This window comes from Weissella sagaensis, from assembly GCF_005405285.1.
Classification (GTDB): Bacteria; Bacillota; Bacilli; order Lactobacillales; family Lactobacillaceae; genus Weissella; species Weissella sagaensis.
The window spans coordinates 509,048-533,369 of the sequence record NZ_BJDT01000001.1; the positions used below are offsets into that span (position 1 = coordinate 509,048).

General features: G+C 37.3%; 27 protein-coding genes, 1 rRNA gene and 1 other annotated feature. Of the genes, 27 read left to right on the forward strand and 1 reads right to left on the reverse strand.

All coding sequences use genetic code 11. From position 1 onward, the window contains the following. The 23 genes from yhbY (at position 1) to rpoZ (ending at position 21,410) form a co-directional block, all read left to right on the forward strand. Positions 1-315 (forward strand): ribosome assembly RNA-binding protein YhbY, encoded by a 315-nt coding sequence (gene yhbY, locus FFM55_RS02560; RefSeq protein WP_042491586.1) that lies wholly within the window; start codon positions 1-3, stop codon positions 313-315. Positions 316-342: 27 nt separating this feature from the next. After that, on the forward strand, positions 343-981 hold the full coding sequence (locus FFM55_RS02565; protein ID WP_042491584.1) for a nicotinate-nucleotide adenylyltransferase: 639 nt from the start codon (positions 343-345) through the stop codon (positions 979-981). Beyond that, positions 971-1,570 carry a bis(5'-nucleosyl)-tetraphosphatase (symmetrical) YqeK gene (gene yqeK, locus FFM55_RS02570; protein WP_042491583.1) on the forward strand — a complete coding sequence of 200 codons (600 nt, stop codon included), beginning with the start codon at positions 971-973 and terminating at the stop codon, positions 1,568-1,570. The genes FFM55_RS02565 and yqeK overlap by 11 nt, the downstream gene beginning before the upstream one ends. Next, entirely contained in the window at positions 1,570-1,938 is a 369-nt protein-coding gene (rsfS, locus tag FFM55_RS02575) for a ribosome silencing factor (protein WP_228179914.1), read from the forward strand. The genes yqeK and rsfS overlap by 1 nt, the downstream gene beginning before the upstream one ends. Beyond that, on the forward strand, positions 1,938-2,684 hold the full coding sequence (locus FFM55_RS02580) for a class I SAM-dependent DNA methyltransferase (protein WP_042491582.1): 747 nt from the start codon (positions 1,938-1,940) through the stop codon (positions 2,682-2,684). Before rsfS ends, FFM55_RS02580 begins: the two co-directional genes overlap by 1 nt. A gap of 14 nt (positions 2,685-2,698) precedes the next feature. Continuing rightward, entirely contained in the window at positions 2,699-3,880 is a 1,182-nt protein-coding gene (locus tag FFM55_RS02585; RefSeq protein ID WP_042491580.1) for a nucleotidyltransferase, read from the forward strand. Positions 3,881-3,893: 13 nt separating this feature from the next. Then, positions 3,894-4,439, forward strand: a complete 546-nt coding sequence (locus FFM55_RS02590) for a YceD family protein (RefSeq protein ID WP_042491578.1) — start codon at positions 3,894-3,896, stop codon at positions 4,437-4,439. A gap of 90 nt (positions 4,440-4,529) precedes the next feature. Continuing rightward, the gene (gene mutS, locus FFM55_RS02595; protein ID WP_042491577.1) at positions 4,530-7,157 is read left to right on the forward strand and encodes a DNA mismatch repair protein MutS; all 2,628 of its coding nucleotides are present in this window, start codon (positions 4,530-4,532) and stop codon (positions 7,155-7,157) included. Positions 7,158-7,170: 13 nt separating this feature from the next. Continuing rightward, a complete protein-coding gene (mutL, locus tag FFM55_RS02600) occupies positions 7,171-9,207 on the forward strand; it encodes a DNA mismatch repair endonuclease MutL (RefSeq protein WP_137600448.1) in 2,037 nt (678 codons plus the stop codon). A 19-nt stretch (positions 9,208-9,226) separates the two neighbouring features. Next, positions 9,227-9,685, forward strand: a complete 459-nt coding sequence (locus tag FFM55_RS02605; protein ID WP_042491574.1) for a flavodoxin domain-containing protein — start codon at positions 9,227-9,229, stop codon at positions 9,683-9,685. A 48-nt stretch (positions 9,686-9,733) separates the two neighbouring features. After that, positions 9,734-9,935: a binding site (T-box leader), on the forward strand. Between the two features lie 78 nt (positions 9,936-10,013). Beyond that, positions 10,014-11,993, forward strand: coding sequence for a threonine--tRNA ligase (thrS, locus tag FFM55_RS02610; protein ID WP_137600449.1), 1,980 nt, complete (start codon positions 10,014-10,016; stop codon positions 11,991-11,993). Positions 11,994-12,160: 167 nt separating this feature from the next. Continuing rightward, complete coding sequence (locus tag FFM55_RS02615) at positions 12,161-12,892, forward strand: glucosamine-6-phosphate deaminase (protein WP_042491572.1); 732 nt, start codon at positions 12,161-12,163, stop codon at positions 12,890-12,892. A 180-nt stretch (positions 12,893-13,072) separates the two neighbouring features. After that, positions 13,073-13,570, forward strand: a complete 498-nt coding sequence (locus FFM55_RS02620; protein ID WP_042491570.1) for a hypothetical protein — start codon at positions 13,073-13,075, stop codon at positions 13,568-13,570. Between the two features lie 24 nt (positions 13,571-13,594). Beyond that, positions 13,595-14,131, forward strand: a complete 537-nt coding sequence (locus FFM55_RS02625) for an ECF-type riboflavin transporter substrate-binding protein (RefSeq protein ID WP_042491569.1) — start codon at positions 13,595-13,597, stop codon at positions 14,129-14,131. Between the two features lie 169 nt (positions 14,132-14,300). Continuing rightward, the gene (locus FFM55_RS02630; protein WP_137600450.1) at positions 14,301-15,191 is read left to right on the forward strand and encodes a bifunctional 5,10-methylenetetrahydrofolate dehydrogenase/5,10-methenyltetrahydrofolate cyclohydrolase; all 891 of its coding nucleotides are present in this window, start codon (positions 14,301-14,303) and stop codon (positions 15,189-15,191) included. Continuing rightward, the gene (gene xseA / locus FFM55_RS02635) at positions 15,176-16,438 is read left to right on the forward strand and encodes an exodeoxyribonuclease VII large subunit (RefSeq protein ID WP_042491567.1); all 1,263 of its coding nucleotides are present in this window, start codon (positions 15,176-15,178) and stop codon (positions 16,436-16,438) included. Before FFM55_RS02630 ends, xseA begins: the two co-directional genes overlap by 16 nt. Position 16,439: 1 nt before the next feature. Continuing rightward, a complete protein-coding gene (locus tag FFM55_RS02640; protein ID WP_042491565.1) occupies positions 16,440-16,658 on the forward strand; it encodes an exodeoxyribonuclease VII small subunit in 219 nt (72 codons plus the stop codon). Between the two features lie 5 nt (positions 16,659-16,663). Then, a complete protein-coding gene (locus FFM55_RS02645) occupies positions 16,664-17,524 on the forward strand; it encodes a polyprenyl synthetase family protein (protein ID WP_137600451.1) in 861 nt (286 codons plus the stop codon). A gap of 2 nt (positions 17,525-17,526) precedes the next feature. Then, entirely contained in the window at positions 17,527-18,375 is an 849-nt protein-coding gene (locus tag FFM55_RS02650) for a TlyA family RNA methyltransferase (protein WP_137600452.1), read from the forward strand. After that, positions 18,362-18,805 (forward strand): arginine repressor, encoded by a 444-nt coding sequence (locus FFM55_RS02655; RefSeq protein ID WP_042491561.1) that lies wholly within the window; start codon positions 18,362-18,364, stop codon positions 18,803-18,805. Before FFM55_RS02650 ends, FFM55_RS02655 begins: the two co-directional genes overlap by 14 nt. A gap of 24 nt (positions 18,806-18,829) precedes the next feature. Then, the gene (gene recN / locus FFM55_RS02660) at positions 18,830-20,521 is read left to right on the forward strand and encodes a DNA repair protein RecN (RefSeq protein ID WP_042491559.1); all 1,692 of its coding nucleotides are present in this window, start codon (positions 18,830-18,832) and stop codon (positions 20,519-20,521) included. A gap of 74 nt (positions 20,522-20,595) precedes the next feature. Continuing rightward, positions 20,596-21,213 (forward strand): guanylate kinase, encoded by a 618-nt coding sequence (gene gmk, locus FFM55_RS02665; RefSeq protein ID WP_042491558.1) that lies wholly within the window; start codon positions 20,596-20,598, stop codon positions 21,211-21,213. Next, positions 21,210-21,410, forward strand: a complete 201-nt coding sequence (gene rpoZ, locus FFM55_RS02670; protein ID WP_042491557.1) for a DNA-directed RNA polymerase subunit omega — start codon at positions 21,210-21,212, stop codon at positions 21,408-21,410. The genes gmk and rpoZ overlap by 4 nt, the downstream gene beginning before the upstream one ends. Before the next feature lie 40 nt (positions 21,411-21,450). Here the strand turns inward: rpoZ and FFM55_RS02675 are convergent, their stop codons facing one another. Next, a complete protein-coding gene (locus FFM55_RS02675; protein ID WP_042491556.1) occupies positions 21,451-22,113 on the reverse strand; it encodes a VTT domain-containing protein in 663 nt (220 codons plus the stop codon). A gap of 135 nt (positions 22,114-22,248) precedes the next feature. Between FFM55_RS02675 and FFM55_RS02680 the strand changes: the two genes are divergently transcribed. The 4 genes from FFM55_RS02680 to FFM55_RS02695 form a co-directional block, all read left to right on the forward strand. Next, a complete protein-coding gene (locus FFM55_RS02680; RefSeq protein ID WP_042492366.1) occupies positions 22,249-22,833 on the forward strand; it encodes a peptidylprolyl isomerase in 585 nt (194 codons plus the stop codon). Between the two features lie 69 nt (positions 22,834-22,902). After that, positions 22,903-23,301, forward strand: coding sequence for a CvfD/Ygs/GSP13 family RNA-binding post-transcriptional regulator (locus tag FFM55_RS02685; RefSeq protein WP_042491555.1), 399 nt, complete (start codon positions 22,903-22,905; stop codon positions 23,299-23,301). Positions 23,302-23,319: 18 nt separating this feature from the next. Beyond that, positions 23,320-23,706, forward strand: coding sequence for a hypothetical protein (locus tag FFM55_RS02690; RefSeq protein WP_042491553.1), 387 nt, complete (start codon positions 23,320-23,322; stop codon positions 23,704-23,706). Between the two features lie 427 nt (positions 23,707-24,133). Further along, positions 24,134-24,322, forward strand: a 16S ribosomal RNA gene (locus FFM55_RS02695); the annotation flags it as partial.

Here is a 24,322-nt window from a genome sequence, read left to right on the forward strand (position 1 = left end):
ATGATATCACTACGCGGAAAACAAAAACGTTACTTACGAGCATCAGCACACGACATGCGACCACTATTTAGTGTTGGTAAGCAAGGTTTAACAAAAAATTGGTTAGATCAATTAGAGGATGCAATCAATAAACGTGAGTTGTTTAAAGTAAATATTTTAGCTAATTCTGAGGTTGACACAACTGAATTAAAAACTTTTATTGAAGAAAATTCAGATATTCAAGTTGTACAAACAATCGGACATACTTTAGTATTGTTTGGCGAGTCTGATGAAAAAGAGAATCGTCATTATTCAGTAATGGTGCAAAAGATTTAATAAATAATAGGCAATGGGAGATGGCTTATGGTAGCGACATTTCAACAATTTGTGACGCAACTTCAACTTGAACCAGAGGTTGCAAAAAATAAGCAAAAAATAGGAATTCTTGGCGGCACATTTAATCCGCCACATATTGGTCATCTCATCATCGCTGAACAAGTTGCCGATAAATTAGGCTTGGATAAGGTATATTTTATGCCTAATGCAAAGCCACCACATGTCGACTTTAAAGCAGCAATTAATCCAATTGATCGTGCGCGGATGGTCCAAGCAGCGATTGTAGGTAATAGTCGTTTTGATATTGAACCGTTAGAAGTTCAACGTGGTGGTAAAAGCTATACTTATAATACGATGTTGCAGTTGAAGCTTGAACATCCTAATTATGAATATTATTTTATAATTGGTGGGGATGAGGTTGCCTATCTTAAGACATGGTATCGGATTGATGATTTACTGAAGCTAGTTAAATTTGTTGGGGTTAACCGCCCTGGCCAAGTAAAAGAATCGGCATACCCGGTAATATGGGTTGATGTCCCTGATTTGATGATTAGCTCGACTGATATTCGACAACGAATTAGTCGTCATCAAAGTGTCCGTTACTTAGTTCCTGATTTGGTAGCGGCTTATATTGTAGAAAACGGGTTATATTTAAATGACAGATAAACTAATTTATACACAAAAAATTTTTACTGGTTCACGTGAACTATTAATTGATAAAGTTTCGCAAGCCCTATCAGCAAAGCGTTTTGAACACGTTTTACGTGTGGAAGAGATGGCTTTACAATTAGCTGAAAAATGGCATGTTGATGCAGAATTAGCATCAATTGCAGCTTTAACACATGACTATGCGAAAGAACGTTCTGATGAAGACTTTTTGCGTGAAATTGAAAAAAAACAATTAGATCGTGATTTGATTAATTGGGGTAATAATATTTGGCATGGTGTTGTTGGTGCTGAAATGGTAAAAGATGAATTAGGCATTGCGCATGAAGATATCTTAAATGCTATTCGGCAACATACCACTGGTGCTACGGTGATGACTAAACTCAGCCAAATCTTATATATGGCTGATTATATCGAAGCAGGGCGTGATTTCCCTGGGGTAGAAGAAGTTCGTACGTTGGCGTTTGATGATTTGGCAGCTAGTGTTGGTTGGCAAACGGCGCATACATTAACCTTTTTACTAACGCAAAAGGTTACCATCTATCCGGGAACGCTATTAACTTATAATACATGGAGTGTTGATAAATAATGACTAATGTTAATGATATGTTGGAAGTAGCAGTAAAGGCTGCTGATGGTAAGCGAGCTGAAGATTTAGTAGCTTTGGATATTCATGAAATGAGTATTATTACTGATAATTATTTAATTTTGAGTGCACCAACTGAACGACAAGTGATTGCAATTGCTGATGAAATTATTGATCAGATGGCAGAAGCTGACTTCCAATTAGTTCGTCAAGAAGGACGTAGTGAGGGACAATGGGTATTATTGGACTTTGGTGATTTGATTGTACACGTATTTAAAACAGCAACACGTGACTTTTATCGACTTGAAAAAAACTGGCAGGCTGCTCCAGAAGTAGCAATTGATCAATGGATCATTAAGGAAGATTTCTAATGAATTACCAAACATTTGCGAAGTTATATGATGATTTATTTGACGAGGATGCCTACCAAGATTGGTTATCTTATGCACAAAAGAATATAACCTCTAAAGATGGTAAATTATTGGAGCTAGCGGGTGGCGCAGGTCGATTAGCCATTTTACTCAAACAAAATGGCTTTAAAGATGTGACAGTCTTTGATTTATCACCAGAAATGCTAACTTTAGCTGCACAACATGCGCAAGAAGCAGAACTTGAATTACCACTAATTGAAGGTGATATGCGTGAGTGGTCTGATTTGAAGCAAAAATATGCGACAATTACATCATTTGCAGATTCTTTTAATTACCTGGCAAATACGAAAGAAATGTTAGAAGCTTTTAAACAAGTTGCAAAGCACTTGGAAAATAATGGTCAATTTTTATTTGATGTGATTTCACCATGGCAAACTGATGTTTATTATCCAGGCTATATGTTTAATTGGCATGACGATGAAACTGCCTTTATGTGGTCATCATATGGTGTTGAAGGTATGACACACACTGTTGAGCATGAATTAACATTTTTTGTGTATAACGAAGAAATTGATGGCTACCAGCAGCTACAAGAAATACACACTGAACGAACTTATGATTTAGAGACCTTTATGCGTTTGTTAAAAAAGGCTGGCTTTAAAGATATTAAGGTGACTGCTGATTATGGTCGTCATGATGTTACGGCAGAAACGGATCGTTGGTTCTTTAGTGCTACTAAAGCTTAAAAGGAAAGATAGTTATGAAAGCAGTTGGCATCGTTGCCGAATATAATCCATTTCATAATGGACATGCATATCAATTAGCAAAAGCTAAACAAATAACCAATGCGGATACAACAGTTGTTGTGATGTCGGGTAATTTTGTGCAACGAGGGTTACCAGCTGTTTTTGATAAATGGCAGCGCGCAGAATTAGCATTGATAGGTGGTGCTGATGTCGTATATGAATTACCATTTGCATTTGCTGTCCAGCCAGCCCATTTATTCGCTCGTGGGGCGGTTAATGTGCTGGTAGCAGCAGGGGTGACAAGTATTGCTTTTGGGGCAGAACATGCCCAACTTGATTTTTTGGCTTTGGCAAAAATTGCTCGCCAAAAATTAAGTGAGAATGCTGCATTTAAAAATGATTATACACAAACCTATGCAACTGTTTTTAATGATGTCTTAGCGGATGTTACGGGGCAGCGTTTATCACAACCTAATGATTTATTAGGTTTTGCGTATGCAATGGCACTATTGGATTTAGGGTATGCGGATAAAGTGGACTTAGTGCCTATTCAGCGTAAGGGCGCTGATTATCATCAAACGGGTATTACTGATACTCGGATTGCCAGTGCAACAGCGTTACGTGAGTTAATGTCGCAAGAAAAGCCAGCGAGTGACTTTACAGATTATGTATCAAAACCAGCAGCAGAGTTATTAGCGGGTGGTGAGCAATCTAAAAGTTGGTCGGAAGCTTGGTATCCATTTTTACAATATCAAGTGTTAACAACACCAATTTATCAATTAGAACAGATTTATCAATTAACTAATGGGCTTGCGTATCGCTTAAAAGAACAAATGACACGGTATACACAGGCTGACTATCAAACATTTATGACAATGTTTAAAAGTAAGCGGTATACATGGGCACGTCTACAACGCACCCTTTTATATACACTATTAAATATAAGTCATGATGAAATGATGCAAGCGATGCAACGTCCCTATTTACGGGTACTTGGTGCAACAAAACAAGGGCGTTTTTTTATTAAAAAGAATCGTGATCAGGTACAATTACCTGTTATCAATCACGTGACGCATGAGATGGTAACTGATATTTTACAGTTAGATTATCGCGCCGGAAAATTATATGAATTGATGGCAAAGCAACCGCTACAACAGGCAATGGATACAGGCCGTATACCAGTATTTTATGAGTAAGGAAGGATTAAATATGAAGTGGCAATTTTCACAATTACAAACGTATAAAGATGAACCATTACAATTTAGCGAAACACTAACACTTGATAGTAAGCTAGTGAGCCAGTTTAGTGATGTTATTCAAGAAATTAAGCCTGTCAATGTGGTTGGATTTGCACAAACAGAAGATGACGATGTATTGGTTCATGCGCATGTGACTGGTGAATTAATAACGCCCTCAACGAGATCATTACAACCAGTTACATTACCAATTGATTTGGATATTGATGAAATCTATATTAAAGATAAGCAACATGAAGAACGGTATAGTGACGATCAATCAGTTATTTTGATTGAAGATGGTGTCATTAATTTTGATGAAGCTTTATTAGAATACATCGTTTTGTCAATTCCATTGCAAGTATTAACTGATGAAGAGGCAACAAATGATACAATGCCTACAGGTAAGGATTGGTCTGTTATTTCTGAGGAAACTTACGAAAATCTAAAACAAGAGACAGAGAAGCAAAATACCCCATTAGCTAGTCTAGCCGATTTATTAAAGGATTCAGACAATTAGGTTAACCAAGATTTGTTGGTAAGTATATTGATAGAAACGAGACCAGAGCAAATCACGTTCTGGTCTTGTTTATTAAAGAAAGGAATAACGATGGCTAAACCCAAAATAACGCCTATGATGGCGCAATATAACGAGATTAAAGCGCAGTATCCTGATGCATTTTTATTTTATCGTCTGGGTGATTTTTATGAATTGTTTAATGATGATGCTGTGGTGGGATCACAACTACTGGAGTTAACGTTAACACAACGCAATAAAAATTCAGCTGATCCAATTCCAATGGCGGGTGTTCCGCATCATGCTGCGCAAAACTATATCGATATCTTAGTCGATAAGGGTTATAAAGTTGCCGTAGTTGAGCAGGTAGAAAATCCGGCAGAAGCTGATGGCATGGTGAAAAGAGAGGTTGTACAACTAGTAACCCCCGGAACCCGTATGAAAACGTCGGCTGATGCAGCTAAAGAAAATAATTATCTGGTTGGATTATCAGTTGCACCACTTGATTGTTATGGTTTAGCTTACACAGACTTATCTACTGGCGAAATAAAAGTAACCAGTTTGCAAGGCTTAAATAGTGTTTTGAATGAGATTAGCCGTTTGGAAACAAAAGAAGTTGTGACAAGTGATGAGTTACCTAATGACTTACAAGCCAATTTGACAACATTGGGCATTTTAGTTTCAAAAACCAAAGCCCAAGATGAAACGCATGCAGAAATTGCCTATTTAACGCAACAATTACAGCAAACAACACCTAAAACTGCTGCTAATACTTTATTGCAATATCTGTTTGATACGCAAAAGCGTTCGTTAGATCATCTTCAACAGGCAACAGCCTATGAAGTGGCACAATATTTGAAAATGGATCGACATTCACGCGCTAACTTAGAGTTAACAATTAATTTGCGGACACAACAACGATCAGGAACCTTGCTCTGGTTGTTAGATGAAACTAAAACGGCCATGGGTGGACGCACGCTAAAACAATGGCTAGAACAACCACTATTAGATGCTAATATTTTAAATCAGCGCTATGATAAAATCGGTGAGTTAGTAAAAGAATTTTTTGGGCGTTCAGCGTTACAAGAAGCCTTGCAATCAGTCTATGATTTGGAAAGGCTTGCTGGTCGTATTGCATATGGTACAGCTAATGGACGTGATCTTTTACAACTGCGCCGGTCACTACAACAAGTCCCTGAAATTTTAAGCATTTTAGATGACCTTGATCCATCAATTTTTGGTGAGTTAAGAACCAGTCTAGATCCTGTTTCAGATATTGAAAGTTTAATCGGTGAGGCCATTACAGATGAACCGCCGATTTCAGTGACTGATGGTGGTGTTATTCGAACTGGTTATCATGAACAGTTAGACAAATATCGTGATGTGATGACAAATGGTAAAACTTGGTTAGCAGAGTTAGAAGCACATGAACGGCAAGCAACAGGAATTAATTCTTTAAAGATTGGGTTTAATAAAGTATTTGGCTACTATATTGAGGTTACAAAAGCCAATATTGCTAAGCTAGATGCCAATCGTTATACTCGCAAACAGACCTTGGTAAATGCTGAACGATTTATTACACCTGAATTAAAAGAGCGTGAACAAATGATTCTAGAGGCAGAAAGTAAGTCAAGCGAGTTAGAATATCAGTTGTTTACGACAGTTCGGCAAACTATCAAAGAAAATATTCAACGTATTCAAACTTTAGCTGCTCATTTAGCGCAGTTAGATGTTTTACAAGCGTTGGCAACAGTGGCTGAGCGGTACCATTTTGTACGGCCAACACTAACAAATGAAGATGTGATTGATATTCAAGCGGGACGCCATCCAGTTGTTGAAAAAGTATTAGGTCATCAAGAATATGTCGCAAATAATGTGGAGATGCAAGCTAAGGACACGATTTTGTTAATTACTGGACCAAATATGTCTGGTAAGTCAACGTACATGCGACAATTAGCATTAATTGTGGTCATGGCACAAATAGGTTCATTTGTACCAGCAACAGCGGCAACACTACCTATTTTTGATCAAATTTTTACACGTATTGGAGCAGCTGATGATTTGATTTCTGGTAATTCAACATTTATGGTTGAAATGGCAGAAGCCAATACAGCTTTGCAGAATGCAACCAAACATTCACTCATTTTATTTGATGAATTAGGACGTGGTACTGCGACTTATGATGGGATGGCATTAGCACAAGCAATTATTGAGTATGTGCATGAACATACACATGCTAAGACACTATTTTCAACGCATTATCATGAGTTAACGGCTTTGGCCGATAAATTACCTGAATTACAAAATGTTCACGTTGGCGCTAATGAACAAAATGGTGAACTTATTTTTTCACATAAGGTATTACCAGGACCGGCCGACCAAAGTTATGGTATTAATGTTGCGAAGTTAGCAGGATTACCAACCTCCTTAATTACGCGTGCAGCTGATATTTTAAGTCATTTGGAAGAACAAGATGTTTCATTAAGGACGGCACCAATGACTGAAACGACTTTAGCCGATAAATCAGCTGAGTTATCAGTTGACGAGCCAACTAAACCAGCTACAGCTGATGACGGGCAATTGGATTTGTTTTCACTGCCGGATGCAATTGATTCACATATGCAACAAATTCTTGAAGAAATGAAACAACTTAACGTGGCAACTATGACGCCATTAGAAGCATTAATGAAATTAAATGAGTGGCAACAAAACATGCAGTAAGAGAGGTACGTAAATGACTGAAATCCATGAATTATCTGATATTTTAGCGAACCAGATTGCTGCTGGTGAAGTGATTGAACGACCAGGTTCAGTTGTTAAGGAACTAGTTGAAAATGCCCTGGATGCACAAGCAACGCAAATTGATATTTTAGTAGAAGATGCTGGTATTAAATCAATTCGGGTTATTGATGATGGTGCGGGCATTACCAATGATCAAGTACAACGAGCTTTTTTACGTCACGCAACGTCAAAAATTAGTTCTCGACAAGATTTATTTCGCGTGCATTCACTTGGGTTTCGTGGCGAAGCATTGCCTTCAATTGCATCAGTAGCGGATGTTGTCTTAAAAACTGCCGTAATGGATGCTAAAGAAGGAACAAAGATACATTATCGTGGTGGTGAGCTAGTATCACAAACGGGGACAAATGCACGGCAAGGAACCGATATTTTAGTAAAGGATTTATTCTTTAATACACCCGCACGTTTAAAATATTTAAAATCACAGGCAACGGAATTAGCACAAATCGTTGATGTGATTAATCGCTTAGCCATGAGTTATACGAAAGTCGCTTTTCATCTTGTCCATAATGGTAAAGAGTTGTTACAAACAGCCGGTAATGGAAATTTACAACAAGTCATAGCTAGTGTTTATGGTTTGTCACAAGCCAAGAAAATGGTCGCAGTCAATATAAGTGATAATGATTTTGCGATTTCAGGTTATGTGTCATTACCAGAACTAACACGTTCAAATCGATCATATATTTCCATTTTAATTAATGGACGATTTGTGAAAAACTATAATTTAAGTAAAGCCATTGTCAAAGGTTATGGTTCAAAGCTGATGGTTGGTCGTTTTCCAATTGCTGTATTACAAATTAGCATGGATCCACTATTAGTTGATGTTAATGTCCATCCTCAAAAACATGAAGTGCGCCTGTCTAAGGAAGTACAATTAATGGCTTTGATTGAAGAAATGATTGTTAAATGTTTTACAAACCAAAATCTAATTCCGGACGCTTATGATAATTATATGCATGGTAAAATTAATGATCAGATAGTGCCTGAAACTGACGATGCACAATTTATGGCGCAATTACAAAAAATTTCAGGGACAAGTACTAATCATGTTAATCCAAATCAGGGCATAAATGATGATAACTTGGCATCAGCTATTGATGGAACATCACGCCATTTACAGTTCCAAAATGAAGCAACGCATGCAAGCCAGGAACAAACAAGCGTTCATCCCATTATGATTACTGATGCGACTGATTTGAAGACGAAACCTGTCCAAGAGTTTGCAGCAAAATATCGGCTTGAAGATAATATACAACCTTTTACGGAAGTTTCGACGCCAGTAGCGGCCGATGAAATGCAATTAGATTGGAATGATGAAGCAACAACAATAGATGCGCCTGTTAAAACTGGGTTTCCAACGCTAGAGTACATTGGTCAAATGCATGGCACATTTTTATTTGCGCAAGCTGAAGATGGCTTTTACATTATTGATCAGCATGCAGCACAAGAACGAATTAAATATGAATATTTTCGAGAAGAAATTGGTAAAATTGGCTTAGATAGTCAACGATTATTAGTGCCAATCGTCTTGACATATCCTAAAGTTGATATTTTAAAAATTCAAGCACATGAAGATGAGTTGCAAGCTGTTGGCTTACATTTAGAAACTTTTGGTGATGATGCTTTAATTGTACGGGAGCATCCAGCTTGGTTTGAAAAAGGGCAAGAAGAGTCAACTATTCGTGAAATGATTGACTGGCTATTACGTGATGGCAACATTACAACGAAAGCGTTCCGTGAAAAAACGACCATCATGATGTCATGTAAACGATCGATTAAAGCAAATTGGTCATTAAATGATTATGAAGCACGGGGCTTATTGACACAGTTATCGCAGGCAACGAATCCATATAATTGTCCGCATGGTCGACCAGTATTAGTTTCGTTTACTAATATTGATATGGAAAAAATGTTTAAACGAATTCAGGATTCACATGAATCATGGATTGAGTATGATAATCATCCATTTTAATCAACAAGGGGAATAAAGTATGCAAGCCAGAGTTTTTTTTGCGACAATTACTGGTAATAATGAAGATGTAGCAGATGTGATTGTTGCTGCATTTAAGGCGGCTAATGTTGCAGTCAGTAAAGAGGATATTCAATTAATTGATCCACAAGATATTGATAAAGCGACAACCGATATTGTGGTGGTTGTCCCTTATACGTTTGATAATGGGTCATTACCAGATGAAGCGCTAGACTTTTATGAGGATCTTGCTGACACAGATTTGAGCGGTATCGTCTATGGTGTTTCAGGTTCTGGTGATGATTTTTATGGCGATGACTTTGCAGTAGCCATTGATAAATTTGAACAACAATTTGAAAAAACTGGTGCGCTTCAAGGTGCGGTTGGCGTAAAAGTTAATCTGAGCCCTGATCAAGCAGCTACAAAAGCATTACAAGAATTTACGCAATCTTTAATTACCACTGCGCAACACTTGAGTTAATAAAAAAGTTTTTAATTTTAAAAATTTCAGGTATAATAGTAGACGAATATTAAAACGTTGAAGAAAACACGTCGTTTAACAAATAATGCTTATAGAGAGCCAATGGTGGTGGGAGTTGGTAGCATGAAATAAACGGTACTATTTCTGAGTGTGTTACGATTTAAGTAACAACGTTTCCCGCGTTAAGGGATTTGAGAGTAACAGGTAACTGTTATAAATTCGGGTGGTACCGCGTTTAAGCGCCCCGTTATCGGATAAAAATCGATAACGGGGCGCTTTTTGTTTTAAGATATGTTCACGAACAACGAATTAAAAAGGAGTAATAATTATGGCAGATGTACAAATGACATTTCCTGATGGTGCCCAAAAGACATTTCCAATGGGTACGACACCAATGGAAATTGCTAAGAGCATTTCAACATCATTAGCAAAAAAGGCTGTTTCAGGAAAATTGAATGGTCAATATGTTGGTATGAAGGATGCAATTAGTCAAAGTGGTCAATTTGAATTGATTACGAAAGATGATGAAGAAGGACTACGCTTACTACGTCATTCCGTATCACATTTATTGGCACAAGCGTTAAACCGTTTGTATCCTGATCAAATTCATTATGGGGTTGGACCAGCAATTGACAACGGTTTTTATTACGATACAGATAAAGTTGAAGGCAATCAAATTTCAGTTGATCAATTCCCAGAAATTGAAAAAATGATGAAGCGTATTGCTAAAGAAAACTTACCAATTGTCTCACGTGAAATTACGCGTGATGAAGCTTTGGAAATGTTTAAAAATGATCCTTATAAAATTGAGTTGATCAATGATTTGCCTGCAGATGAGCATATTTCAATTGCTGTTCAAGGGGAACATATTGAATTAGATCGTGGTGGTTTGGTACCAGCAACAGGATGGATTAAGCACTTTAAGTTGACTTCAGTGGCTGGTGCATACTGGCGTGGCAAGTCATCTAACCCGATGTTGCAACGTATTTATGGAACAGCTTTTTGGAATGCGGAAGATTTAGATGCTGAGATGAAGCGTCGTGCTGAAGCTAAGGAACGCGATCACCGTAAAATCGGGGCTGATCAAGACCTATTCTTTACATCACAAGAAGTTGGTGCTGGTTTAGCTGTTTGGATGCCAAATGGTGCCGCAATTCGTCGTACACTAGAACGTTATATTGTTGACCGTGAAGTGCAAGACGGATACCAACATGTTTATACACCAGTTTTGTCAAACTTAAACTTATATAAGCAATCTGGTCACTGGGATCATTATCGTGATGATATGTTTCCACCAATGGACATGGGAGATGGCGAATTCTTGGAGTTACGTCCAATGAACTGTCCTTCACACATCATGGTCTTTAAGCACCACCAACGTTCATACCGTGATCTACCATTCCGTATCGCTGAGCTAGGAATGATGCACCGATATGAAAAATCAGGTGCCTTAACTGGATTATCACGTGTGCGTGAAATGACATTAAATGACGGCCACACATTCGTTATGCTTGATCAAATTGAAGATGAGTTCAAGAAGATTTTACAATTGATGGTTGACGTTTATAAGGACTTTGACATTACTGATTATCGCTTCCGTTTGTCATATCGTGATCCACAAAATACGGAAAAGTATTTTGATGATGATGAAATGTGGGAAAAGGCCCAAAGCATGTTAAAGACAGCCATGGATGATATGAAACTAGACTACTTCGAGGCCGAGGGTGAAGCTGCTTTTTATGGTCCAAAGCTTGATGTACAAATTAAGACTGCTTTGGGTGGTGAAGAAACATTGTCAACTATCCAACTAGACTTCCTATTACCAGAACGCTTTGATGTTAACTACGTTGGTTCAGATGGCGAATTACACCGCCCTGTTATGATTCATCGTGGTATTATTTCTACTATGGAACGCTTTACAGCATATCTAACTGAAATGTATAAGGGTGCTTTCCCAACATGGTTAGCACCACATCAAGTTCGTATTATTCCAGTTAATCGTGAAGCACATGGTGAGTATGCACAAGCTTTGGCTGATCGATTGGTTAAGCAAGGTGTGCGTGCCGAATATGATGGACGTAATGAAAAGTTAGGTTACTTAATTCGCAATGCACAATCTTTGAAAATCCCATATACGTTAGTAATTGGGGATGAAGAAGTATCAAATAATACGGTTACGATTCGTCGTTTCGGTTCACGTGATACAGCGGCTAAGTCGGTTGATCAATTTGAAAAGGATTTATTAGCTGATATTGCCAGTCATTCACGTGCATTAGATACGTTAGAAAAAGCTGTTAAAGGTGAATAATTAAAGGTGATGCCAAAATAAGAAGGATCACCTAAAAAAGCAGATTACCTACTTGGGGTAATTTGCTTTTTTTATGATGTCTGTTGATTGTTGAAATACTTAATGATTGCAAAAGGAAATTTGTAGGTATATAATTGGTCTATACCAAAAACAAAGGAGTTAAAATCATGCAGATTATTGAAGTGAAAGATGAACAAGCGGGTGGAAAAGTAGGTTTTGAGATTTTTAAAGAGGCTTTGGCAGATAATGCGCAAGTCTTTGGTCTGGCAACGGGCTCAACACCAATCACAATTTATAAGGAATTAACTGCTAGTGACCTGGATTTTTCAGACAAAATTTCAATTAATCTTGATGAATACCAAGGCTTAGCTGGTACGCATGAGCAAAGTTATCGTCATTTCATGGAAGAGCATCTATTTAATCAAAAGCCATTTAAAGAATCATACGTTCCGGATGGTTTAGCTGAAGATAGCAAGGCTCAAACAGCACATTACGATGCGTTGATTGCTGAGCATCCCCTTGATTTACAATTACTTGGATTAGGTCAAAATGGCCATATCGGGTTTAATGAACCAGGTACACCATTTGATGCCCAAACACGTTTAGTTGATTTAACACCATCAACTATTGCAGCAAACGCTCGTTTCTTTGCTAGTGAAGATGAAGTGCCACGTAAAGCATTTTCAATGGGAATTGGTAGTATAATGAAGTCAAAGAAGATTTTATTGGTAGCCTATGGTGAAAATAAAGCACAAGCAGTTGCCGATATGATTGAAGGACCAGTCACAACTGATGTACCTGCCAGTGTTTTACAAAATCACGACGATGTTATTGTGATTATTGATGAAAAAGCGGCCTCAAAAATTAAAAACCGTAATCTTATCACAACGATTGCTTAAAGATAAAGTCAGTAAATAACGAAAAAGCAAATGACCTATTTTAGGTCGTTTGCTTTTTTATTGTTGTCTATATGCTTTTGATATCATACAATAGCTTATGCTTATTGACGATGTTACCTAGTGTAAAATATGGTTGGTGTGCTAAACTTATATATAAAGTTAAAGAAGAGGGGATAACCCATGGACATGACAGGAAATGATTTCATTAAGATTCTAACCAATGAAACCTATACAACAAAGACGTTTGAAGCAGCTGATCAAGCAACAATTAACTTAGATGAGTTGTTTGCAGACGTCACAAAAGCAACGGCAGCTAACCAAATTTTTAGTGATGCCCTAATCATCAATGAAGAAGAGCCAATTATTTTACGAATTGAAACGAATTTAATTAATTTACCTATTCGTTATACGAATGCTATTCGTAAAATTGTCGTAAATGATGAAGCAAAAGAAATATCATTATATATGATTGTCGAGCATCCATTGGTGACTAAATCACATTTGTTTATTAAAAAGGCAGCCTCAGTGCAATCGTTTTTAGATGATCCAACGTCAGTTGCAGAAAAGATAACTGCATTTTTCAATGAACAAATTGCACAGATTAATGCTAATAAAGAGTCTGCTAAGCAAGCAGAACAAGTTGAAAATGAGCCTGCGGCGGAGACAAGAAATCAATAATTGTTGTTATAAAGGGGTGAGATAATGAAACATAATATTATCGCAGCGCATAAAGTGATTGGGACGATTGTTGGCATTATTATTTTTATTGTGTTGTTTAAATATTTAGCAGTCCAAATTGGTGATACGTCAGACAATGTGACATTAGCACATGCTTGGTTATCACTAGTGACAGCAATCTTTGGACCAGTTGTCGGTGCTGTAACGGCATTTATTGGTCATGCGACAAGTGATGCGTTGACTAATAATGGAACGGCTTGGTGGACTTGGGTCATTGCGGATGGTTTATTTGGTTTATTTATTGGGCTAATAACGAAACGTTTGGGTATTTTAATTGGTAAGTTGACAACAAGGAAATTAGTCTTATTCAATATTTGGCAACTCGTTGCTAATATTGTCGTTTGGTTAGTAGTAGCCCCTTTGGGTGATTATTGGGTGTACAACTTATCATTGGGGGTTGCGTTTAAAGAAGGATTAATTTTAGTAGTTGTTAATTTCTTGACAATTGCAATCGTTGGTACAGGACTATTAAAGATTTATCAACATTTCTTTGTTGAATAGTTATGATGTTTATGCAATGATTTAAAAAGATAAAATGTTAGTTATTTAAAACGGGCGAATCGTTATATTAAAGCGATTTGTTCGCTTTTTTTATAGGTTAATGGCGTGGTTAAAAACGTTGTTTTGTGATAAAATTTATGCAACAACAATGAATAAAAGTGAGGATGAGATGGCTAAAATTATTGATGGTAAGGCGATTGCTAAAAAGTTACGAGCAGTTGTTGCAACGCAAACGGTAGCGCTAAAAGAGCAAGCAGTTACACCAGGACTAGCAGTTATTTTGGTAGGTGACGATCCAGCTAGTGAAATTTATGTACGAAATAAAGAACGTGCTGCAGCTAAAGTAGGTGTTAATGCCAAAACATTTAAATATCCTAATGATGCAACTGAGGAAGAAATATTAGCGCAAATTGTTGCATTGAATCAAGATGAAACAATTGATGCGATTCTTGTCCAAAGTCCAGTGCCATCCCAAATTAATGAACAAACAATTCAAGAAGCTATTTTACCGGCAAAAGATGTTGACGGTTTCCATCCCGAAAATAGTGGACGCTTGTTTGCCGGTCAAACTGGTAATTATCCAATTGCAAATACGCCACGTGGGATTATGACAATGCTTCATCATGAAGAAATTGATTTAGCTGGTAAACACGCGGTTGTGCTTGGACGATCAATCTTAGTTGGTCGCCCAATGTTTGCTTTATTGCAGATGGCTAATGCTAGTGTGACGCTGTTGCACCGCTATACACCAGCTGATTTACGACGACAACTTTTAGCAACGGCTGATGTTGTTGTCGTTGCCACTGGTGTGCCTGATTTGATTATGGGCGCTGATTTGAAGCCTGGTGCTACAGTAATCGATGTGGGGATGAATCGCTTACCAAATAATACATTAGTCGGTGATGTTAATTTTGATACCGCTAAAAAAGTTGCTGGTGCGATTACGCCGGTTCCAGGTGGTGTCGGTCCAATGACAATTGCCACATTGTTAGAAACAACAGTAGAACTAGCAGCTCAGCATCATCATATAGAATTGGAGCACGGATGGCAGAATATTTAACAGTTTCAGCACTAACCGCTTATTTAAAACGCAAATTTGTCGCTGACCCATATTTAAAAAAAGTCTACGTGACGGGGGAAATTTCTAACTTTCGACAACGATCAGGGCATCAATATTTTAAAATAAAGGATGATCAAGCAGTTCTTTCCGTAACGATGTTTAAAACATCGTTTAGTCGGTTAAAATTCCAGTTAGAACCTGGTATGAAAGTCAATATTGTTGGCCATCTTGATCTGTATGCACCAAACGGGTCATATAGTTTGATTATTGATTCATTGGAACCAGATGGTGTTGGGGCATTGTACCAAGCTTATGAACAATTAAAAAATAAATTAGAGCAAGAAGGTTTATTTAATGTGCGACAAGCCCCCATTCCACGGTTTCCTAAAAAAATTGCGGTCATTACATCGCCAAGTGGTGCTGTTATTAGAGACATTATGACGACGGTTAGCCGGCGTTATCCGATTGCCCAACTTGTTTTATATCCAGCAGTTGTGCAGGGGAGCGGCGCAGTCCCCTCTTTGAGTAAGCAAATTGATGCAGTTAATCAAGCTGATGATTATGATGTGTTGATTATTGGCCGTGGTGGTGGGTCAATTGAAGATTTATGGGCTTTTAATGATGAGTCATTGGTGCGTCAAATGTTGACTGTTGACATACCAATCATTAGTTCAGTAGGTCATGAAACGGATACCACGATTGCTGATTTTATTGCTGACAAGCGTGCTGCAACACCGACTGCAGCTGCAGAACTAGCAACGCCAGTTCCTTTAGCAGACCTTTGGTTATCGATACAACAAGCACAACAACAATTAGTAACGATTTTACAACGAGAAATCGCGCAACGGAAAAATTATTTAGATCGGTTACAAAAAAGCTACGTGTTAACGAATCCAGAACGTTTATACGAAGGTTACTTACAACGTTTAGATCTGGCGCAGGACAAATTAGTACGGGCAATGACATTACAAATTGAACGACCAAATCAGCAACTGCAAAATTTGGTGCCGCGTTTAAATCAAAGTATGAATTATGAAATGACGCAAGCTAAGCAACATTTTAAGCATGTTATCGCTAGTTTACAGCTAGTGAGCCCATTAGCAATTTTAAGCCGTGGGTATAGTGTGACCAGAAAAGATGGTGTGGTTATTCATCAGTTACAAGAAGTATCTACTCAAGATGAAATTACAGTACAATTATCTGATGGCGAGATTGTGGCTTCGGTGATAGAAAAGAAAGAGAAATAATATGGCAGATAAAACATTTGAAGAAAATTTGGCAACATTAGAAACCATTGTGAGCCAGCTAGAAAAAGGGGATGTGCCACTAGAAGAAGCGCTAAAACAATTTGAAACGGGAATTAAAATTAGTCAGGACTTACAAAAAACATTACAAAATGCAGAAACGAGCCTAGCTAAGATTGTTAATGCTGACGGTAGTATGAGTGATTTTAATAAAGGGGAATAAAGCAGATGCATTGGCAAGAATTTTCAAAAGTAATGGTGCCAAAAATTGAACAGACCCTGGCCGATGAACTAGCAAATAGTTCATTTGTACCACAATTACGTGATGCGATGACCTATGCCGTTATGGCAGGCGGTAAGCGATTGCGACCAATGTTGACGTTGGCTGTTTTAACAACATATCAATTACCAACTAATCATTTTCTTAAAGCAGCTAGTGCCTTGGAATTAATTCACACATACAGTCTAATTCATGATGATTTACCTGCAATGGATGATGATGATTTGCGTCGAGGTAAGCCGACAACGCACCGTGCATTTGGTGAAGATACGGCCATTTTAGCTGGAGATGCCTTGCAACCATTAGCTTTTGAATGGTTAACAGACGGTAACCATGCAATTTCATCTGAGCAAAAAGTTCAACTAGTAACGGCATTAGCGAAAGCTGCTGGTGCATCAGGTATGGTAGCAGGTCAAGTACTTGATATCGCAGGAATGCAGCGTGATGTTGTCACACTAAATGAGACGCAAACAATCCATTACCATAAAACAGGTGCGTTGATTGCATATGCCTTACAAGCAGGTGCAATTATGGCTAATGCTACTCAAGCAGTACAAAATAGTTTATATGATTTTGGCATGGCATATGGTCTAGCATTTCAAATTAAAGATGATTTAGATGATTATAATGCAGGTAAAGTTGAAGCACAGGCATATCCAACGATTCTTGGTGTAGCATCTACTAAAGAAATGTTGCAAAAGCAAATCGATACTGCAAAAAAATCATTGAATACATTTCATAAATTAACACAATTAGATATACAATTGTTAGCCTCATTTTTAGACTATTTTAAAGATATAACGGAGTAAATATGGCAGTAGAAAAAGAACGTGTTGATGTTTTAGCTGTTCAACAAGGGTTATTTACATCACGAGAACAAGCAAAACGGGCAATTATGGCTGGTGAAATTTTAGGCGCAAATGAACAGCGGATGGATAAGGCTGGTGAAAAAATACCTGTTACAACTGAATTGCATTTAAAAGGCGCACCAATGCCATATGTGTCCCGAGGCGGTTTTAAACTAGAAAAAGCCTTACAAGTGTTTAACATTGATGTACAAGATAAAACAGTTTTGGATATTGGTTCATCAACAGGTGGCTTTACTGATGTTTCTTTGCAAAATGGTGCTAAACGAGTCTACGCACTTGATGTGGGGACTAATCAACTGGTATGGTCATTACGTTCAGATGAACGAGTAATCGTGATGGAAAATATGAATTTTCGTTATGCAGAGCCAGAAGATTTTAAAGAGGGGCAACCGCAAGTTGCAACAATCGATGTTTCTTTTATTTCATTGAATTTGATTTTACCCCCTCTATCAAAAATACTAACCTCAGGTGGTTCAGTTGCAACACTGATTAAACCGCAATTTGAGGCGGGGCGTGAAGCGGTTGGTAAGCATGGCATTGTCAAGGACGCAACAACACACAGTCAGGTGATTAATAAAGTAGCTGACTATGCACATGAAGCTGGGCTTAGTATTGTTGGTTTAGACTATTCACCAATTAAGGGTGGGTCAGGAAATATTGAATTCTTAGCGCACTTAGTGTTAGATGGTGGTGATAGTACAATGACGTTGGATGAGCGTGAAGCGGTGGTGACAATGGCTCATGAACAGTTAAATGCTCATCGTGAAGGTAAGCTAGATGAGAAAAACTAAAAAAGAACGTCAATTGGCGATTCGCAATCTCATTACAAAACAGACCATGCAGCGACAAGAAGATGTTGTCAATGCGCTTAATAAAATGGGATGGAATGTTACACAGGCAACAATTTCTCGCGATATTGCTGAAATGCAGTTGGTTAAAGTACCGTTAGAAATAGGCGGCTTTGCTTACGCGGTTGTGGCACAAGCTGATGCATTGGCGCATATTAAACGAATTATGCAAGAGCCGACAACAACAATTCGTACACAAGATAATTTTGTGATGATCTCAGTAGCGCCTGGAACAGGTCCGGCTTTGAAGTTAGCTTTACAAGAAGCGGATTTTGACGAGCTATTTGGGATCCTCGGAGATGATGCTGATGTTTTAATGATTTTAAAAAAAGAATTACAAGCTCAAAAATTTGTGACGCAAAAATTCCAATAAGTTGTTTATATTTTAGGAGGCGGCATGTTACAAGAATTATCCATTCAAAATTTTGCAATTATTCCCAAATTAAATATTAGCTTTGAACCTGGCATGACCGTATTAACTGGAGAAACTGGAGCAGGTAAATCAATTATCATTGATGCTGTGGGATTGTTAACAGGTGGTCGTGGCTCGCAAGACTACATTCGTCAAGGGGCTGATAAATCAGTTTTACAAGGATTAATTGATGTTGAACCAAATGAGGCTTTACAAAGTGTACTTGAATCATTAGGTATTCCACTTGAAGATAATCAATTATTAATTCATCGTGAGTTACATCGAAACGGTCGGAATGTGATTCGTGTTAATAATGTATTGGTTAACGCAACGGCTTTAAAATCATTAGGCCGACATCTAGTAGACATACATGGTCAAAATGAGCACCAGGCATTAATGCAACCAGAGCAACATTTAGGGTTGTTAGATGAATTTGCACAGAAAAAATTGCAACCAGTACAGGCAGCCTATCAAAATGCTTTTAAAAAATATCAACAACTAAATGATGCATATCATAAGCGGCAGGCAGATGAGCAAGCCTGGGCACAACGATTAGATATGTTGAGTTTTCAAAGTAATGAGTTAAATGAGGCCAATTTAGTTGTTGGTGAAGAAGAAGAGTTGGAGACTGAATATCAAGAATTGTCGAATTTTCAAGATGTTTTAACAGCTTTATCAAAAGCATATGAAGCACTTGAAGGTGAATGGGAAAATAATGGCTTAGAAACAGTTGGGACAGCTGTTAGTGAGTTAGAAGACATTGAAGAGTTAGCCCCACGTTATACTAAATTAACCGAAGCTGTGCGGGGAGCTTATTATGAACTACAAGAAGCAGCCTCGGAAATTTTAAATGTGCGTGATAATTTAGCTTTTGATGAAGAACGCTTACGCTATGTGGATGACCGGTTAAATTTAATTCGTTCACTAGAAAAAAAGTATGGGGCAACGATTACGGATGTGTTAAAGCACCAACAACAAGTAGATGAAGAGCTAATGCAAATGGGGGGGAATGAAGAAAATGCGGCTGCCTTGGCGGATCAACTAGATGCTGCTAAGCAAACTGCACAACAATTAGCCCAACAAATGCATGACATTCGATCTGATGCTGCAGTAGTATTAACTGACCAAATTCATGAACAACTAAAAGATTTGTACATGGATAAAGCCATTTTTTCGGTGAAATTTATGAAACAAAAGTTAAGCCTGACTGGTCAGGATGGCGTCGAATTTTATATTCAAACTAATTTAGGTGAAAGCGCCAAGCCATTAGCAAAGATTGCATCAGGTGGTGAACTGTCACGAATGATGTTAGCAATGAAAACAATTTTTTCTCGTGAACAAGGGATTACGTCAATTATTTTCGATGAGGTTGATACCGGTGTTTCTGGTCGAGTGGCACAAGCGATTGCTGAAAAAATTGCAGTAATTGGTCGGTATTCCCAAGTTTTGACCATTACGCACTTGCCACAAGTTGCAGCGATTGCAGACCATCATTTCTTTATTGAAAAACAAGTGATCGATAAACGAACTGAGACATCTGTTCGTCAGTTGGCAAAAGACCAGCGAATTGACGAATTAGCACGAATGTTATCGGGGAATGAATTAACCACGGCAGCTAAAGAAAATGCCCGAGATTTGTTAAAAAGAGCGCATACACATAAAAATTCAGTCGAATAAAGTTGTTTACATGACAAAAAGCGAGTAAAATAATTATTTAAACAACTAGATAAAAAGTTAGGAGTATGTGTACCATGAAGCGTGGCGTATTAATCGTACTATCTGGACCGTCTGGAGTAGGTAAAGGAACTGTACGAAAAGCCTTATTTGAGGAGCCAGATATTGATTTTCAATATTCTATTTCAATGACAACTAGACAGCCTAGAAGTGGTGAAGTAAACGGTGAAGATTACTTTTTTGTTACTCGTGATGAATTTGAAACAGAGATTGCAAATGGTGATATGTTGGAATATGCTGAGTATGTCGGTAATTACTATGGTACTCCTAAAAAGTTTATCGACCAGACTTTGGCTGCCGGACGTGATGTTTTACTAGAAATTGATGTTCAAGGTGCGTTGCAAGTAAAAGAAAAAATGCCTGAAGGGGCGTATATCTTTTTGACACCACCAGATTTAGCAGCATTGAAAGAACGGTTGATTGGTCGTGGTACTGAGGCAATGGAAGTTATTGATCGGCGTGTTTCAGCAGCAACTGCTGAAATTCGTATGATGGCTAACTATGATTATGCAGTGGTTAATGATGAAGTATCATTGGCAGTTAATCGAATAAAAGATATTATTAAAGTTGAGCGTTTACGTGTTAATCGCGTATTGCCTGAGTATATTAAGATGATTGAGGAGTTAGAAGCATGATTTTATACCCATCTGTTGACAAGTTATTAGAAAAAGTTGATTCACGTTATAAGTTAATTGCACTAGGTGCAAAGCGTGCGCATGAATTAGAACAAGGTGAATTACCTACTTTAGCAAAGTTTGATTCAGTAAAGCCTATTGGCCAAGCTTTTGAAGAAATTGAAGCAGGCAACGTTGTTATTGATCATAACAAATAAAACAAAAAGAGGATGGTTAAAACCATCCTCTTTTTGTTTGTTATTTATTCATTTGTTGTTGTTTTTTATTAAGCAATATTTGTCGAATAGCACTAATGATAGCTGGTAGGGCAGATACTAATAGTATGCCAATTAGTACCAATGAAAAATGTTCGCTAACAAATGCATTACCACCAAAGTAGAAACCAGCTTCTACGGCAATAATGACCCATACTGTAACGGCAATTGTTTCCAAAATAATAAAATTACGGTAACGGAAACCAGAAACGGCTGCAGTAAACGGTACTAAGGTACGAATAATTGGTAGAAAACGACCTAAAATAATTGCCATCTTACCATGCTTAACAAAAAAATCATTAGCTTCTTGAAGATGCTTTTCCTTAATGAAGCGCCCTAGGATGGGATGACGAACTAATTTAAGGCCAACAGTACGACCTAAAAAGAAATTAAGTGAATCACCAGATAAAGCAGCAATCCAAAATAATAGCATTAATAACCAATGGTTTAGTGAATTGCCCGATAGTGCAGCAATGGATCCAGCGGCGAATAGTAATGAATCACCCGGTAGAAATGGTAAGACAACAGCCCCGGTTTCAATAAAAATAACTGCAAATAAAGCGGCGTATGACCAACCACCCCAGGTGTTAACTAAATTATTTAAATGAACATCTAAGTGGAGAAATATGTCGATGATTTGAATCATTGTATGTTTAAGCTCCTATAATTACTTGATTAACTAAAATGACTTAGCTACTAGTTTATCACTTTTTTAAGGCACTGTAAGTTATATGTTATAATAAACACAGTGTATTTAATAGAACTTAAGAGGTAGAAAATGATGACATATCCACAATTAAATATTAATGAAGTAACAGGTCCAATTGCAGTTTTATCAACAACTATGGGCGATGTTAAGGTGCAATTATTTTCAGAACAAGCACCTAAGACAGTTGAAAACTTTGTTGGCTTGATTAAGCAAGGTTATTATGATGGTATTATCTTCCACCGTGTTATTAATGAATTTATGATTCAAGGCGGTGATCCTACTGGGACTGGTATGGGTGGTGAATCAATTTGGGGTAAGCCATTTGCTGATGAGTTTTCTGATGAAGTATTTAATCTACGAGGAGCGTTATCAATGGCAAATGCTGGGCCTAATACAAACGGCTCACAATTTTTTATTGTACAAGCTAATAAAGTACCTGCTCGTATGTTGCGTTCATTAACTGGTGTTGTACCGGATGAAATTGTAACAGCTTATGGTCAGAATGGTGGGACACCTTGGTTAGATAAGCATCATACTGTCTTTGGTCAAGTTATTAAAGGTATGGATGTTATTGACAAGATGGCAATTCAAAAGGTTGATTACGCAGATAAGCCAGAGACAGAAATTAAAATTTTAAAAGCAACTGTTAGTGAGTAATTAACAAGCTTATTTTAAACCGAGTTTAGTTCTCGGATACATATTAATTACTATATAGGAGATGAAGTAATGGTGTTTCACATTGGAGATGTTGTTGAGGGGGTTGTAACGGGTGTTCAGCCGTATGGTGCTTTTATTCAATTAGATGATCATCATCAAGGTTTAATTCATATATCTGAATGTCGTTCTGCTTTTATACGTGAAATTGGGGATGAGCTAGTTGTTGGTCAAACGGTGACGGTAATGATTTTAGATATTGATATTTATAGTGAAAAAATTTCTTTATCAAGAAGGACCGTACTAGATGGTTATAATAGGACAGCGATAGATAAAGAGAAAATAAATCAAGACTATAAATTTACACAACATCATTATTGGACTAATCAACATTTAGCAATCGGATTTGAAACGATTGCTAAATCAGGGCCAACAATGGTTAATGAAGCACTACAAAGATTACATCAATAAAGAAATGGAGCCACAATAATGTCGTTAATTGCGGGAACAATTATATTTACACGAGATGATCAGTCGTATTTTTTAGTAACTGATGAGTTACCTAAGCCTAAGTTTTATACGGTTAAAATGCATAAGCATGATGGGGATACTGCGCTTGGCTCAATTGTTAATGGTATGAGGGATGAATTAGGAATTGACTTTGATAATTTACGTTTTGGTGAATTAGCGGCATGGCATTTACAAGAATCTGAATCAAGTGAAGATCTTGTTTCTTTGTATACATTTGAAGCAATTGATTCAAAATTGTTGAATTTAGAGCGGCTGAATTTACTAGGTTTGCAATTTATTAATGCGCGTGACATTGGGAGATTGTTGAAAAATGTTGATATGGCAGGCGTTATTCAATTAGATTAATGTTTTTTCAAAAAAAGCTTGCATTTATTTTATAAATTCGGTATTATTAAAAAGTTGAGTTTTCAGGAAAGATTACATTCTTCATTTAAATTCAATAATAATTAATTCAAATTAAATGTTGACAATCATCATTTAGTGAGATATGATTATTAAGTTGCGTTAAGGAATAACAAGTTTGTTTAATTCATCAAGTAAATACTTCTTGACAAGGAATAAATAAAATGTTATGATTTAAAGGTAACTGTTAGTCGAAAGGCTTAACGAGATAGTTCTTTGAAAACTGAATATCGTTTCGATAGAACAAATGTGTAGGGTCTTCAAGCATTAAGCTTGAAACAAAAAACATTTGCGAAGTCAATTCGCTAATAAATTCGTTTAACTTCTGTTAAACAATTAAAACAACAAAATTGAGTTATACTCAAACTTTTAAAATGAGAGTTTGATCCTGGCTCAGGATGAACGCTGGCGGCGTGCCTAATACATGCAAGTCGAACGCTTTGTGCTTAATTGATATGACGAGCTTGCTCTGATTTGATTTTTTGATTTCAAAGAGTGGCGAACGGGTGAGTAACACGTGGGTAACCTACCTCTTAGCAGGGGATAACATTTGGAAACA

Excerpts from the sequence above, each read along its gene's own strand:
- yhbY (WP_042491586.1), top strand. The coding sequence starts at position 1 with ATGATATCACTACGCGGAAAACAAAAACGTTACTTACGAGCATCAGCA.
- FFM55_RS02565 (WP_042491584.1), top strand. The coding sequence starts at position 343 with ATGGTAGCGACATTTCAACAATTTGTGACGCAACTTCAACTTGAACCA.
- yqeK (WP_042491583.1), top strand. The coding sequence starts at position 971 with ATGACAGATAAACTAATTTATACACAAAAAATTTTTACTGGTTCACGT.
- rsfS (WP_228179914.1), top strand. The coding sequence starts at position 1,570 with ATGACTAATGTTAATGATATGTTGGAAGTAGCAGTAAAGGCTGCTGAT.
- FFM55_RS02580 (WP_042491582.1), top strand. The coding sequence starts at position 1,938 with ATGAATTACCAAACATTTGCGAAGTTATATGATGATTTATTTGACGAG.
- FFM55_RS02585 (WP_042491580.1), top strand. The coding sequence starts at position 2,699 with ATGAAAGCAGTTGGCATCGTTGCCGAATATAATCCATTTCATAATGGA.
- FFM55_RS02590 (WP_042491578.1), top strand. The coding sequence starts at position 3,894 with ATGAAGTGGCAATTTTCACAATTACAAACGTATAAAGATGAACCATTA.
- mutS (WP_042491577.1), top strand. The coding sequence starts at position 4,530 with ATGGCTAAACCCAAAATAACGCCTATGATGGCGCAATATAACGAGATT.
- mutL (WP_137600448.1), top strand. The coding sequence starts at position 7,171 with ATGACTGAAATCCATGAATTATCTGATATTTTAGCGAACCAGATTGCT.
- FFM55_RS02605 (WP_042491574.1), top strand. The coding sequence starts at position 9,227 with ATGCAAGCCAGAGTTTTTTTTGCGACAATTACTGGTAATAATGAAGAT.
- thrS (WP_137600449.1), top strand. The coding sequence starts at position 10,014 with ATGGCAGATGTACAAATGACATTTCCTGATGGTGCCCAAAAGACATTT.
- FFM55_RS02615 (WP_042491572.1), top strand. The coding sequence starts at position 12,161 with ATGCAGATTATTGAAGTGAAAGATGAACAAGCGGGTGGAAAAGTAGGT.
- FFM55_RS02620 (WP_042491570.1), top strand. The coding sequence starts at position 13,073 with ATGGACATGACAGGAAATGATTTCATTAAGATTCTAACCAATGAAACC.
- FFM55_RS02625 (WP_042491569.1), top strand. The coding sequence starts at position 13,595 with ATGAAACATAATATTATCGCAGCGCATAAAGTGATTGGGACGATTGTT.
- FFM55_RS02630 (WP_137600450.1), top strand. The coding sequence starts at position 14,301 with ATGGCTAAAATTATTGATGGTAAGGCGATTGCTAAAAAGTTACGAGCA.
- xseA (WP_042491567.1), top strand. The coding sequence starts at position 15,176 with ATGGCAGAATATTTAACAGTTTCAGCACTAACCGCTTATTTAAAACGC.
- FFM55_RS02640 (WP_042491565.1), top strand. The coding sequence starts at position 16,440 with ATGGCAGATAAAACATTTGAAGAAAATTTGGCAACATTAGAAACCATT.
- FFM55_RS02645 (WP_137600451.1), top strand. The coding sequence starts at position 16,664 with ATGCATTGGCAAGAATTTTCAAAAGTAATGGTGCCAAAAATTGAACAG.
- FFM55_RS02650 (WP_137600452.1), top strand. The coding sequence starts at position 17,527 with ATGGCAGTAGAAAAAGAACGTGTTGATGTTTTAGCTGTTCAACAAGGG.
- FFM55_RS02655 (WP_042491561.1), top strand. The coding sequence starts at position 18,362 with ATGAGAAAAACTAAAAAAGAACGTCAATTGGCGATTCGCAATCTCATT.
- recN (WP_042491559.1), top strand. The coding sequence starts at position 18,830 with ATGTTACAAGAATTATCCATTCAAAATTTTGCAATTATTCCCAAATTA.
- gmk (WP_042491558.1), top strand. The coding sequence starts at position 20,596 with ATGAAGCGTGGCGTATTAATCGTACTATCTGGACCGTCTGGAGTAGGT.
- rpoZ (WP_042491557.1), top strand. The coding sequence starts at position 21,210 with ATGATTTTATACCCATCTGTTGACAAGTTATTAGAAAAAGTTGATTCA.
- FFM55_RS02675 (WP_042491556.1), bottom strand. The coding sequence starts at position 22,113 with ATGATTCAAATCATCGACATATTTCTCCACTTAGATGTTCATTTAAAT.
- FFM55_RS02680 (WP_042492366.1), top strand. The coding sequence starts at position 22,249 with ATGACATATCCACAATTAAATATTAATGAAGTAACAGGTCCAATTGCA.
- FFM55_RS02685 (WP_042491555.1), top strand. The coding sequence starts at position 22,903 with ATGGTGTTTCACATTGGAGATGTTGTTGAGGGGGTTGTAACGGGTGTT.
- FFM55_RS02690 (WP_042491553.1), top strand. The coding sequence starts at position 23,320 with ATGTCGTTAATTGCGGGAACAATTATATTTACACGAGATGATCAGTCG.